The sequence below is a fragment of the Vibrio profundi genome (assembly GCF_005281835.1).
Classification (GTDB): Bacteria; Pseudomonadota; Gammaproteobacteria; order Enterobacterales; family Vibrionaceae; genus Vibrio; species Vibrio profundi.
Genome location: NZ_RZIS01000008.1, coordinates 98,432 through 110,391, shown reverse-complemented (window position 1 = coordinate 110,391; position 11,960 = coordinate 98,432). Strand labels below are relative to the sequence as shown.

Below are 11,960 nucleotides of genomic sequence, written 5' to 3'. Positions count from 1 at the left end.
TAACCATGACAAACAAGACTTTTATCATCGCAGAAGCGGGTGTAAACCATAATGGTGACTTTGAGCTAGCAAAGAAATTGATTGATGCAGCCGTAGAAGCTGGCGTTGACGCTGTAAAATTCCAAACATGGAAAACAGAGCTGCTGGTTACGGAAGATGCACAAATGGCCGAGTATCAAGTAGAGAATACTCAGCGAGAAGAGACACAGTTTGAGATGCTGAAGCGTTTAGAGCTTAGCTACGATGATTTTTCAGATTTGAAGGTTTACTGTGACTCAAAAGCGATTACTTTTATGTCTACACCAGATGAAGAACAGAGCGCAACGTTCCTTGATGCTCTGCAAGACGTTATTAAAATCGGCTCTGGGGAGTTAACGAATACGCCGTTCCTACGTCATATTGCTGGTTTTAAAAAGCCCGTAATTCTTTCTACTGGAATGGGGTACTTGCATGAAGTTGAACATGCGATCGTGACTCTAATTGATGCAGGCTTAACTCTAAGTGACATTACGGTCTTGCATGCAACGACAGATTACCCGACCGCGCCAGGAGATGTTAATTTGACGGCGATGTTAACGATAGAAAAGGCCTTTCCGGGTATTACAGTCGGATACTCTGATCATACTTTAGGCATCGAAATTCCCGTTGCAGCCGTGGCAATGGGAGCAAAGGTTATCGAAAAGCACTTCACACTAGATAACACTATGGAAGGGCCCGATCATAAAGCGAGTTTAGAGCCACAAGAGCTGACTGATATGGTTAAATCAATCCGTAATATTGAAAAAGCGATGGGATCGGGCTGGAAAGTTCCAACTAAAACGGAACAAGCGAACCGAGATATCGTGAGAAAGAGCATTATTGCAAGCAAAGTGATTCCAGCTGGTCAAGTTATCACTGCTGATATGCTTGAAATCAAGCGTCCGGGTAACGGAATTTCTCCAGCCAGATGGGATGAAGTTGTCAATTCTATTGCGAAAAAGGATTATCAAGCCGGGGAACTGATCTGATGCGTAAGGTATGTGTAGTTACGGCCACAAGGGCCGAGTATGGCGCATTGAGATGTTTGTTGGGTGAAGTCCAAAAAGACCCTGAGCTAGAGCTTCAACTGATATCAACTGGTAGTCATCTGTCACATGAATTTGGGTATACGCAAAGCCAAATTGAAGATGATGGCTTTAAAGTGATTAAAAAAATCGAGATACTATTATCTTCTGATTCTCCTGTCGGTGTGAGTAAAGCGATGGGTCTGGCTCAAATCAGTTTTGCAGAAGCATTTGAGGAGCTCGAGCCTGATATTCTGATTATTGTTGGTGATCGGTATGAATTACTTCCCATTGTCTCCGCTGCTAATATTGCTCGTATTCCAGTTGCTCATATAAGTGGTGGTGAGCTTACGGAAGGAGCTGTAGATGATCAAATTCGTCATGCGGTGACAAAGCTTGCAAATGTTCATTTTACCGCAATGGAAGAATATTCTAATCGAGTCATTCAAATGGGAGAGCAGCCTAGTGCTGTCTTTACTGTCGGAGAGATCGGCTTAGATAACCTCCTAAGTATGAAGTTACTGGATAAACGCGAATTTGAAGACTCTATTGGCCGACAGCTGAAGAAGCACAACTTGCTCTTTACCTATCATCCCGTCACTTCAAATTCTGTAGAAGAAACTATTTCGGAGTTTAAAGCGATACTATCGGCATTTGATCGCCAAGATAATACGCTCATTATATTTACTAAATCTAATGCTGATGTTGGCGGGAGAGCTGTAAATCAACTAATTGATGAGTATTGCGATCAAAACAAAGATAAAGCCATTGTTTTTTCTTCTCTTGGGCAGCTTCGTTATTTATCAGCATTACAATTTGTGGATGCTGTTGTTGGCAATTCTTCGAGTGGAATTTGGGAAGTCCCGTCATTTAAAACGGCGACAATTAATATTGGTGATAGGCAGAAAGGCCGCGTCATCGCTGAGAACACGATTAATATTAATGCGAGTACGGACGAGCTCTTAGTGGCTCTAAATAAAGTATATTCTGATGACTTTACTATGCGATTAGCTAATGTAAAGAACCCGTATGGTGACGGAAATAGTTCTGGTAAGGTTATCGATATTATCAAATCTTTAGATTTAAAAGCTCTTAATCGCAAAAAGTTTTACGACATAGATATAACGAGTAAAAGTAACTCTAGGTAATCATATGAGCCATAGTTGGGAAAAAATTCTAATTCAGCCATCAACAACGTTGATCGAAGCCCTGAAAGTGATTAATACAGAAGCATTGAGAATCGCTGTCGTAGTCGATGAAGAGGAGAAGCTATTAGGTGTGTTGACCGATGGCGATATACGAAGAGGTCTGCTAGAAAATCTTCCTTTAACAACAGAAGTTGTTGAGGTAATGAATAAGCAGCCTACTGTCGCAAAATTAGGGACACCTTGCGATAAGTTGATTTCAGTCATGGAGTCTAAAGAGATTTTATCAATACCGTTAGTTGATGATAACGGAGTTGTTGTTGGTTTAGAGACTCTTCAACATGCACTTAGCCACCCTGAGGTTGATAACCCTGTTTTTATTATGGCTGGAGGATTTGGAACTCGTCTACGTCCTTTAACTGATACTTGCCCTAAACCGATGCTCAAAATAGGTGATAAGCCTATTTTAGAAACTGTGATACGAAGTTTCATAAAATCCGGTTTTGTAAACTTTTATATATCAACACATTACATGCCAGAGCAGATCAGAGCGCACTTTCGGAACGGAGAGGAATATGGGGTATCTATTCAATATATCCACGAGGATCAGCCTCTAGGTACCGGAGGAGCTTTGGGGTTACTCCCTGATGATATGCCTCAAGACTTACCTATTATCATGATTAATGGTGATGTGTTAACCAAAGTGGACTTTAAGCGTTTACTCGAATTTCATCTAGAAAATGATGCTGATGCAACTATGTGTGTTCGAGAGTATGACTATCAAATTCCTTACGGTGTAATTAGTGGAGAAGGCAATAAAATTACGAGTATGGTTGAAAAGCCTGTCCAACGATTTTTTGTTAATGCTGGTATTTACGTAGTTTCTCCTCAAATTATAAAATCAGTTCCCAAAAATTATAATATTGATATGCCAACTCTCTTAGAACAGCATATGAAAGAAAGAGAAAAAGTACTGATGTTTCCTATTCATGAGTATTGGCTGGATATAGGACGTATGGATGATTTTAATAGAGCGCAAGCTGATATTCATGCCTTGGGGATGTAACGATGTTAAATAATAAAAAGATCATGGCATTAATTCCTGCTAGAGGTGGAAGTAAACGTTTACCTCGAAAGAATGTGCTTCCTTTAGCGGGTAAACCACTCATTAATTGGACTATAGAGGCTGGTATACAGAGCCAATATGTAGATCGTGTTTTTGTCAGCACTGATGATAAAGAAATAGCGTCTATTGCCTGCGAACTCGAGGTAGAATTGCCTGAGCTTAGGCCCACAGAATTAGCTTCAGATATAGCAAAGACAGAAGATGTTTTGCTTTATAGCTTAGATAAATTTGCGCCTGATGTTGATATCGTAGTATTACTGCAACCTACATCCCCATTACGAAATGCCAAGCATATTGACGAAGCGTTAGAGTTCTTCATCAAAAAAAATGCATTCTCGGTTGTATCTGTGACACCCTGTGAGCATCCTCCTCTTTGGTCTAATACTTTGCCTAAGGATAACTCCATGGGAAGCTTTATCAGATCCGAAGCGCTAGTTAGGTCTCAAGATATTAGTCAATATTATCGAATTAACGGAGCTATTTACATTTTCGATGTGAAAAAGCTCCGTGAATATAATGAGATTCGTTACACGTCCGAGTCTTATGCATTTGAAATGAGCAATGAAGTTTCATTTGATATTGATACTGAGTTTGACTTTGAATTGGCTCAGTTTTTTATGAAAAGAGCTATTTAGGTACAAACTCTTGTATATTATTACTTAGCATTTGTTTTTTTAACTCCGATTCAAAGTCCTTATCAGGATAGCTATTAGATATAGAGAAGATTGGCATCTCAGGATAAAGAAGTCGACATGAGAACATAACAGTGGAGAATGTTCCAACAAGTGATGATAGCTTTATCCTTTTGTCGATAAGCTCTATTTCTAAAGGGTATTCACTACAATGATACTTTATTTTTCCTGACTTTATTAACGCATCTCGGACTGGTTTTTTTTCTGTTCTATGGGGAAAGTAGAGGACTTCTTTTTTCGCTTTATGAGAAATGCTTAATATCTCAGATAAATATTCATCGATGGTTTTTTGGTTTTTGTCACCAATTGCACCTTGGCCAATAAAACCTATTGGAGCATTCTCATCGTATAAAACTGGGTGTCCATACTTACTCTTCAAGTTTACTAGAGAGTTTTTATGTATAGTAAATTTCCCTGGCTTTAAATCAAATATGGTAAATATTTCTAGGTTCTTAGATTGTGCTAGCCGACCCACTGGTTTGCTACCATTACAACGAACGACGAAGTCTTGAATTAATCGAGGTCGATAGAATTCACTTTCGCTTAATATGAATTTTGGGTATTCAAGAAGTGTCAATGTTCCATCATCAAAGTAAACTTCTTTGTCGATTGGAAGATTACGAATAAGTAGTTTAGTCCACCAAGCATTATATTCAGCATAAAAAAAGTGTGACAGAATTTTAGCTCCAAGAAGCCTTTTAACTTCTTTTATTACCCGAGGGAAAACAAAGCTTCTATTCCCTCGTTCGATCTCAATAACATGAGCCCAGTCCTCTTTATTGACGATTTTTCTTTGCTGAGTTAACCCATGAGTACTATTCTGGTTCATCAGAATGAGGATGTTATTTCGACAGTTTAAGTGCTCTTTAGCTTCAATAGCACAGATATATTGCAATGGCGATGTCACTAAGAAAAGATTCATGCTAATACTCATTAACGAATGTGATTGTTTTATCTAACGAGCCGCTATTTTCGGCCATAAACTTAAGCAGTTTTTGGGATTGATTATTGCGCTCCTTATGCGTATCTATCAGGCTACAGATATCGCTTCCCAAACTGTTTGAAGTTGATACTTGAATGGCATTAATATCAGTTAGGGCTTCAACAATAAATGAAAAGTTATAATAGCTTGGCCCTGTGATTATCGGAATCCCTAAAGCGGCCGGTTCCAAAACATTATGCCCTCCAACCTCTTTGCCAACTAAACTCCCTCCCATGAAGCAAACATCGCTAGCGGCTAGAAAGGTTATCATTTCACCAATTGTGTCACCTAAAAATACTTGTATATTTTTTTCTAATGGAGCTGCTGTCGTCCGCCTAGTTGTTTTAAACCCTTCATTTTCACATAAGTCAAACACATCATTAAACCTTTCGGGGTGCCGTGGCACTAGTATAAGTATAGCATCGGGATTATGTTCCAAAACTTGTTTGTGTGCATTCAGGGCTATAATGTCTTCCCCTTTATGAGTGCTAGCTGCAATCCAGATAGGACGATCCCCCCCAAGTTTCTGACGTAGTTCTATACCAAACAACTTTGATTGCTCTGGGACTTCAATATCAAACTTAATTGAGCCGGTGACTTTTAACTTATTCCCCGCCACATCTAAGGACTGAAAATTCTCAGCATCAGTCTGGTGCTGACACAGTACCTGAGTTAGGCACGGTTCAATGATGTTGAAAATGGGCTTGAACCTGGCGTAGTTATCGCGAGACTTTTGGGATAATCGTGCATTTACTACCGTGATAGGTATACCCCGCTTTTTCACTTCGTAGAGCGTATTTGGCCAAAGTTCAGTCTCTATTATTAACATCTTGCAAGGTTGGGCAGCTTTTAAAAAGGCTCGTATAGCAAAGCCAAAGTCTATTGGCATATATCGATGTTCGACAAGATTGCCCAGCTTTGCAATTTGTTCTGCGCCAGTGCTTGTTGTTGTTGTAACTAAAATGGGCTGAGTGGCATTTTGGTCTTTTAATGCCTTTATTAGCGGGGTAGCGGCAATACATTCACCAACTGATACCGCATGAATCCAGATAGGTTGCTCTTTTGAGTTAAGTTCATCTATTAACCCGAAATGCTCCTTCCAACGTTTTCCAAATTTCGGTTTGTTTGGTTTAGAACGGTAAAGTCCAAATAAAAGTATTGGGGATACAAGGAACAGTACAATAGTATACAGAGATCGAATTAACATGGGCTTACTGCAATTGCTTCTAGTTTTTGAATGCGCTCAAGCACAAGTTGTGGAGATAATTCTGTTAAGCATTTGAGGTGTTGAAATTCACATTCACGTTTAAAACATGGTCTACAGTCAATATCAGTGTGTACGATTTCAACTTCCTCGGTCAAAGGTGGAGTGTACTTGGGTGATGTTGACCCGTAAACCGCAACGACCTTGCAACCAACCGCTGCAGCAACATGCATTAAGCCTGAATCATTCGCGACCACAGTCTGACATGCCCCAAGTAAGTCTACAGCTTCAATAAGACTAGTTTGACCTGCTAGTACATGAATATTTTGGCGTAGCTCTTCTGGAACCAAATTCTTAATATTGTTACAGGTTTCAACATCTTTTTTTGAGCCAAATAACCAGATTTGTTTGTTCATCTTGCTCATTGCAGTTGCAACTTCTGCATAGTGTGTTTCAGGCCATTTTTTGGCTGGGCCAAACTCAGCTCCGGGACAAAGGCCTATCGTATTCTTTTCCGCAGTCAATCGAAACTTATTAATAGCCTGTGATTGTGATTTTGTCTCGACGGTAAGTGATGGGTGAGGGATGGATGTAATACCACCTAGTGATGAAGAGTCAATCATTTGCTTTTTTGGGTGCGCCAATGCAACATACCTTTCAACCATGAATTGAAAAGACTTCATGTTTGGTCGTATATCATTTAGCAAACCATATCTCATTTCACCTTTCCAACCCGTTCGTTTTGGGATGTTGGCGAACCATGGGATGAGAGCTGATTTTGCCGATTTAGGCAGGACAATGGCTTGATCGTACTGCGCTTCTCTCAACTTAAGGCCGATTGAACGTCGAGTTGATAAATTGAATTCACCATGACCAATAGGCATTTCAATAGCTTGATTGACTTCTGGCATTCTATCCAAAATTGGCTTACACCACCCAGGTGCAATTACATCAATGATGACCTCAGGGTATTGCTTTTTTAGTACAGTATAAAGTGGTTGTGACATAACCATATCACCAACCCAAGAAGGCCCTATTATGAGAATTTTCATGATTATGTGGTCTTTTGCTTGTTATTTTTTGAATATGCAGCACCAAAAAATATAGCGGTGCCTATTGAATAAAACAGGATTCCTGAATGATGTGCCAGGTAATGTTGAGTCAAGCTAAAACCAACTACTGATACTATATGGACAACTCCTGCAACAGCAAAAAAATAATTATCATCTCGAGAGGGAGACTGTTTGATCTTTTTCCATAAGAAGTACGCTGGCACGCCAAAGAAAGCAAACATGGTAATTAGGCCAGTTAGCCCTTTTGTTTGAAGTTCTTCAAAAAATTGATTATGTGCACGTTTATAATCTAGGACACTTTTGTCTACCAAACCTTTTTCTACTTGCTCCTTTTTAGCGTTTTTTACCCCATCAAAACCTTGACCAAATATAGGTTTGTCTATCGCTGAGTAGGCTGCTGACTTCCACATTTCTAGGCGAAAGCCGGAAGAAGTTTTTGAGTTATTATTTTGATAACTATGTATGTCAGAAAGCATTGAGCTTATTCTAGGCTCTATAGTTGAGTATGATAACGCAATTATTATGGTCGCCGATAGAATAGCGATAGCTTTAGAGCGAAAAGAAAAATAATGCCTATAAATATAGGATAAGGAAACAATGATTACAGGAATTAACACCCAGGATCCTCGTGCACCAGTAAGGAAAGTTGCAAGTAACCCTAGGATGGCACTAACTGTAGATACAGCCACTAATACTCGGTCATCAATATGTTTAGCATAAATGACAGCTACTATAGACAATAACGCAAGTGAAGAGGCTATGCCTCCCGCTTGAATTACCATATACCCATTGCCATAAAAAGCACGTCCTCCTACAGTTAGATAATGATATATAGCCATTACCCCCGCGAGGCTAGCACCGAGGCAAATAAAGTAAAATACAATGTCTATAGATGGCGGAGTATGAGTAACATACAGTATAACTATGGCAGCTAGTATGACTCTACTGGGCATATCTAATTGCCCTAAATCACCACCATAAATGAGTAGAGATAGTGCTGTGATTAGGAAGTAGCCCAGTAGTGCAAAAATCGTCAACCCTGTTTCTGAGGTAACCCTATAACGAACTGTCCATGGTAATGAAAATAAAGCTACTAGTAGCAGTGGTATTGCTGCTATTTTGTAACTTGAACCGGTAAATAGTAAACATGAAAAAAATATCCCGGAAACAAGTGAGCTGATTATATAACGATTATTACTGAATATTGTCATGTCTGATGTTTCTTATTTACTATGGTTAGTGTAATTATTGGAGACTGCTTTCCAATCGTTGTTATAACGAGGCTTAAAAAGGTTGTAGAAGTTCACTCCGTCTTTTTGTGTATACAGTAATTGTAATACCCACATATATTGCTCAGGTTTCGGTGCAACAAATGCCTCAATAGTTTTATTCATTACTCTCGCATCTGCGCGATCTTCACTTTGCAATTCAAGCTCAGGTAAGATCTCTAATGAGTACTTGCCTGTCTCTGGGTCAATAGACGCGAATAGCGGAACAATTTTAGCTCTAGATAGTTTAGCCAGCTTACTTAACCCTGGCAGTGTGGCTTTTGTAGCATTAAAAAAACTGACAAACTCACTTAGTTCTAATCCATGGTCCTGATCGGGGAGGTAGTAGCCTAGATATCCATCTTTCACGGATTTTATAAAGGGTTTTATCCCTCCTGAACGTTCATATACTCGGCCGCCATACTGAACTCTTTGACGATGCATTAGCCAATCAGACACAGGGTTTTTTTGCTTTTTTGCCATCGCTGAAACTGGTAGTCCCATTGACGCAAGCATTACAGCAGGGATATCAATCGCCCAAGAGTGTGGAACTAATAATATAACATTTTCCCCATTCTCTATATGTTTGAGCAGATTTTCCTTCCCTATGAAGCCACACTGATTGTGTAACCAAGATTTTGACCTTAAGGTAAGTAAGCTAAAGCGTAATATAAATACACTGGCAGTATATAATGTTTTATAGATTAGCTGCTCGCGATCCTCAAAACTGAGGTTGGGAAAGCATAGTTCAAAATTAACTCGGGCTCTATGAGCCGGGCCTTTTTTCGATTTAGATAGCTTTAAAGCAATAATGCGTGCTAGCCACCGATGAAAACGTAATGGAAGCAAAGCTAGTGGTAGAGCAAATATAACAGCGAGCCATGTCCCCCAAAATTTAGGGAACAGGAAAGACCATCGAAAGCTAGGGTTGTAAGCTTTTGGATCAAAATCATCACGTTGACTTGTCATTTGAAATCACTAACCTTAAATTTTACTTAGCTTTACTACATTCAACTTAGCGGGTTATTACTTAAATTAGAAGAACATAGAGTATTTACTTATCGCGTGAAGCTTCATGTCGATAGTTAAAATGAGGCGAAAGAGAAGTACAATGCCTCCCTCCTATATTTTGCTTGATTCTATGTGTTAATAATTTTCATGTATAGAGTGACACCTTCGGCAACCGTTTTAAACTGGTAATCACAACCTGTAGCACGAAGCTTGGTTAAATCTGCTTGAGTAAACTCTTGATATGCACCTTTCAAATGGTCCGGAAATGGGATCGTTTCGATAGTACCTTTGCCGTGGTGCTTGATAACCGCATTAGCGACTTCTTCGAAAGATTCAGCATTGCCTGTACCTAGGTTATAGATACCGGAAACGCCATTTTCTAGGAACCATAAATTGATGGCTGCCACATCGCCGACATAGACGAAATCACGCTTAAACGTTTCACTGCCTGCGAACAGTTTTGGGTTTTCTCCCGCGTTCATTTGGTTGTTTAGGTGGAAGGCTACAGAGGCCATGCTACCTTTATGTTCTTCACGTGGTCCATAAACATTAAAATAACGGAAACCGGTGATTTGAGAGAGAGTCTCATTGTGTGCTGCTGCCTCTTCTTGTAATCGGCGAACATAGTTATCGAACTGTTGCTTTGAATAGCCGTAGACATTAAGTGCGCCTTCGTACTCTTTTTCTTCGATAAAAGTATCAGTTTCGCCATAAGTTGCAGCTGATGAGGCATACAAGAAAGGGATCTGGCGTTCAACGCTGTAATGAAGTAATTCTTTAGAGTACTCATAGTTATTGAGCATCATGTATTTTCCATCCCACTCTGTCGTCGCAGAGCAAGCTCCTTCATGGAAAATCGCATCAATAGGGCCGAAATCGTCGCCAGCCATTACCTGAGTTAAGAAATCATCGCGATCCATGTAATCGGTGATATCTAAGTCGACAAGGTTTTTAAACTTTTTACCGTTTTTTAGGTTATCCACGACTAGGATATCATTATATCCGGCTTCATTGAGTGCTTTAACAATATTGCTGCCAATCATGCCAGCTCCACCAGTTACGATGATCATAATTACTTAGCTCATTTTGATAATTTAGTTAAAGGGAGTATAGCAAGGAAAAGATAACCGGAGCTAGTGGAATAATTGACAGGCAAGAGTATGATGGCTAGGTCAATTTATTAACTAAATCTATGATTTTCGAGGCAAGCTAATGAAGATTTCGATTGCTGGGACCGGTTACGTTGGGCTTTCAAACGCTATGTTATTAGCACAACATAATACAGTTGTGGCCGTAGACATTGTTGAAAAAAAAGTGGAACTTCTGAACAAAGGAATTGCTCCTATTGCAGATGAAGAAATTGAACACTTTCTTTCAAGTAAGTTATTGAATTTTAGTGCGACGGTCGATAAATCCACTTATAAAGACGCGGACTTTGTAATCATAGCAACACCTACGGATTATGATCCCAAAACCAATTATTTTAACACCAGCTCTGTTGAATCCGTCATTGAGGATGTGCTGCGTGTAAACCCTGATGCAACAATGATTATTAAGTCAACGGTTCCTGTGGGTTATACAGAGAAAGTGAAGAAACAGTTCGAATGTGACAACATTATCTTTTCGCCTGAATTTTTACGCGAAGGAAAAGCGCTCTATGATAACTTGCATCCATCTCGAATCATTGTTGGTGAGCAGTCCGAGCGTGCAAAAGTGTTTGCAGATTTGTTGGTTCAAGGTGCCGAAAAATCAGACATAGAAGTGTTATTTACTAACTCAACGGAAGCGGAGGCGGTTAAGCTATTTTCTAATACTTATCTTGCTATGCGCGTTGCGTATTTCAATGAACTTGATTCTTACGCAGAAGCACATGGGCTGGATTCTCGTCAGATTATTGAAGGAGTCGGCTTAGATCCGCGTATTGGTAATCATTACAACAACCCTTCGTTTGGTTACGGCGGCTATTGTTTACCAAAAGACACTAAGCAGTTGCTCGCTAATTACCAAGATGTTCCTAATAACATAGTGGGTGCGATTGTGGATGCAAACCGAACTCGTAAAGATTTCGTTGCCGAGTCGATTTTGAAACGATCTCCTAAAGTGGTAGGTATTTACCGACTTATTATGAAGGCAGGATCCGATAATTTCCGCGCCTCTTCGATTCAAGGGATTATGAAGCGTTTAAAAGCGAAAGGTATTGAAGTGGTGGTATACGAGCCTGTGCTTGAAGAAGAATACTTCTTTAACTCAAAAGTCTATCAAGACTTAGCTGACTTCAAAACTGTATCTGACGTCATTGTGTCGAATCGTATGGTTGAAGATCTTTCTGATGTTGAAAGTAAAGTTTATACCCGAGATTTATTTGGCAGTGACTGATTATGCAAGTGTAAGTTTTAGCTCAACAGACCAGCGTTGA

Annotated in this window: 11 protein-coding genes; 5 read left to right on the top strand and 6 right to left on the bottom strand. The window is 39.7% G+C overall.

What is annotated here, in order from left to right; genetic code table 11:
- Window positions 1–5 precede the first annotated feature (5 nt).
- From neuB to ELZ11_RS18085, 4 genes are read left to right on the top strand one after another with little or no spacing between them, the layout of a single operon-like run.
- Window positions 6–1,007 carry an N-acetylneuraminate synthase gene (neuB, locus tag ELZ11_RS18100; protein ID WP_137358787.1) on the top strand — a complete coding sequence of 334 codons (1,002 nt, stop codon included), beginning with the start codon at window positions 6–8 and terminating at the stop codon, window positions 1,005–1,007.
- Entirely contained in the window at window positions 1,007–2,191 is a 1,185-nt protein-coding gene (gene neuC, locus ELZ11_RS18095) for a UDP-N-acetylglucosamine 2-epimerase (RefSeq protein ID WP_137358786.1), read from the top strand. The genes neuB and neuC overlap by 1 nt, the downstream gene beginning before the upstream one ends.
- 4 nt (window positions 2,192–2,195) lie before the next feature.
- A complete protein-coding gene (locus tag ELZ11_RS18090) occupies window positions 2,196–3,254 on the top strand; it encodes a nucleotidyltransferase family protein (RefSeq protein ID WP_137358785.1) in 1,059 nt (352 codons plus the stop codon).
- A 2-nt stretch (window positions 3,255–3,256) separates the two neighbouring features.
- Window positions 3,257–3,949 (top strand): acylneuraminate cytidylyltransferase family protein, encoded by a 693-nt coding sequence (locus tag ELZ11_RS18085; protein WP_137358784.1) that lies wholly within the window; start codon window positions 3,257–3,259, stop codon window positions 3,947–3,949.
- Here the strand turns inward: ELZ11_RS18085 and ELZ11_RS18080 are convergent.
- The 6 genes from ELZ11_RS18080 to rfaD all read right to left on the bottom strand — a co-directional run bounded on the left by ELZ11_RS18080 (window position 3,942) and on the right by rfaD (window position 10,614).
- Window positions 3,942–4,928 carry a glycosyltransferase 52 family protein gene (locus ELZ11_RS18080; RefSeq protein ID WP_137358783.1) on the bottom strand — a complete coding sequence of 329 codons (987 nt, stop codon included), beginning with the start codon at window positions 4,926–4,928 and terminating at the stop codon, window positions 3,942–3,944. The two genes, ELZ11_RS18085 and ELZ11_RS18080, sit on opposite strands and share 8 nt — an antisense overlap.
- Window position 4,929: 1 nt before the next feature.
- The gene (gene waaA, locus ELZ11_RS18075) at window positions 4,930–6,195 is read right to left on the bottom strand and encodes a lipid IV(A) 3-deoxy-D-manno-octulosonic acid transferase (RefSeq protein WP_137358782.1); all 1,266 of its coding nucleotides are present in this window, start codon (window positions 6,193–6,195) and stop codon (window positions 4,930–4,932) included.
- Window positions 6,189–7,244, bottom strand: coding sequence for a lipopolysaccharide heptosyltransferase II (gene waaF, locus ELZ11_RS18070; protein ID WP_167494717.1), 1,056 nt, complete (start codon window positions 7,242–7,244; stop codon window positions 6,189–6,191). The genes waaA and waaF overlap by 7 nt, the downstream gene beginning before the upstream one ends.
- Window positions 7,245–7,246: 2 nt before the next feature.
- Window positions 7,247–8,476, bottom strand: a complete 1,230-nt coding sequence (locus tag ELZ11_RS18065; RefSeq protein WP_137358780.1) for an O-antigen ligase family protein — start codon at window positions 8,474–8,476, stop codon at window positions 7,247–7,249.
- Between the two features lie 12 nt (window positions 8,477–8,488).
- The gene (gene lpxM, locus ELZ11_RS18060; protein WP_137358779.1) at window positions 8,489–9,502 is read right to left on the bottom strand and encodes a lauroyl-Kdo(2)-lipid IV(A) myristoyltransferase; all 1,014 of its coding nucleotides are present in this window, start codon (window positions 9,500–9,502) and stop codon (window positions 8,489–8,491) included.
- 170 nt (window positions 9,503–9,672) lie between these two features.
- A complete protein-coding gene (gene rfaD, locus ELZ11_RS18055) occupies window positions 9,673–10,614 on the bottom strand; it encodes an ADP-glyceromanno-heptose 6-epimerase (protein ID WP_137358778.1) in 942 nt (313 codons plus the stop codon).
- A gap of 142 nt (window positions 10,615–10,756) precedes the next feature.
- On the opposite strand from rfaD, the gene ELZ11_RS18050 reads away from it, so the two are divergent.
- Complete coding sequence (locus tag ELZ11_RS18050; RefSeq protein WP_137358777.1) at window positions 10,757–11,920, top strand: nucleotide sugar dehydrogenase; 1,164 nt, start codon at window positions 10,757–10,759, stop codon at window positions 11,918–11,920.
- Window positions 11,921–11,960 lie beyond the last annotated feature (40 nt).

Excerpts from the sequence above, each read along its gene's own strand:
- ELZ11_RS18050 (WP_137358777.1), top strand. The coding sequence starts at position 10,757 with ATGAAGATTTCGATTGCTGGGACCGGTTACGTTGGGCTTTCAAACGCT.
- ELZ11_RS18065 (WP_137358780.1), bottom strand. The coding sequence starts at position 8,476 with ATGACAATATTCAGTAATAATCGTTATATAATCAGCTCACTTGTTTCC.
- waaF (WP_167494717.1), bottom strand. The coding sequence starts at position 7,244 with ATGAAAATTCTCATAATAGGGCCTTCTTGGGTTGGTGATATGGTTATG.
- rfaD (WP_137358778.1), bottom strand. The coding sequence starts at position 10,614 with ATGATCATCGTAACTGGTGGAGCTGGCATGATTGGCAGCAATATTGTT.
- neuB (WP_137358787.1), top strand. The coding sequence starts at position 6 with ATGACAAACAAGACTTTTATCATCGCAGAAGCGGGTGTAAACCATAAT.
- ELZ11_RS18085 (WP_137358784.1), top strand. The coding sequence starts at position 3,257 with ATGTTAAATAATAAAAAGATCATGGCATTAATTCCTGCTAGAGGTGGA.
- lpxM (WP_137358779.1), bottom strand. The coding sequence starts at position 9,502 with ATGACAAGTCAACGTGATGATTTTGATCCAAAAGCTTACAACCCTAGC.
- ELZ11_RS18090 (WP_137358785.1), top strand. The coding sequence starts at position 2,196 with ATGAGCCATAGTTGGGAAAAAATTCTAATTCAGCCATCAACAACGTTG.
- ELZ11_RS18080 (WP_137358783.1), bottom strand. The coding sequence starts at position 4,928 with ATGAATCTTTTCTTAGTGACATCGCCATTGCAATATATCTGTGCTATT.
- neuC (WP_137358786.1), top strand. The coding sequence starts at position 1,007 with ATGCGTAAGGTATGTGTAGTTACGGCCACAAGGGCCGAGTATGGCGCA.
- waaA (WP_137358782.1), bottom strand. The coding sequence starts at position 6,195 with ATGTTAATTCGATCTCTGTATACTATTGTACTGTTCCTTGTATCCCCA.